This window comes from Bartonella sp. AA81SXKL, from assembly GCF_042196945.1.
GTDB lineage: Bacteria > Pseudomonadota > Alphaproteobacteria > Rhizobiales > Rhizobiaceae > Bartonella.
In genome coordinates this window covers 331-715 of record NZ_JBHIRH010000238.1, presented here as the reverse complement: position 1 = coordinate 715, position 385 = coordinate 331, and the positions used below count along the sequence as shown (strand labels likewise).

Sequence of the window (385 nt, the reverse complement as noted above, 5' to 3'; positions counted from 1 at the left end):
CTAACCCTTCACATGGTAGTTACTGTTTTGATTTCTTTATTCCTCTTTATTGTCATTGGTATCTTTATCAAAAAAACAGAGATTGTTGCCCGGGGGCAAGGAGCGATTATTCCCACTACCTATATCCAGCTGGTTCAAGTGCAAAATACAGGCCCCGTATTGAGAAAATTCTTGTAGAAGAGCAATTTGTTCATCAAGGTGATTTTCTTATCCAATTGGATCCACGTAAAGCCTTAAATGAACGTGCACGTGTTCAAGCAGATATTGTCCGGCAAATCTTTCAAGCGCAAATTACCGTAGCTATTTTAGTTGCCTTGAGTGAACAAGATCCTTTGATAAAGATTTTGTAACCAAAGAGCTCGCTTATTTGCAAATTCCTACCTCC

The 385-nt window shown here is 39.0% G+C and carries 1 pseudogene; it reads left to right on the top strand.

The features are described 5' to 3' along the window. Window positions 1-350, top strand: a pseudogene (locus ACFINZ_RS10820) (hypothetical protein); the annotation flags it as partial. Window positions 351-385: the final 35 nt, after the last annotated feature.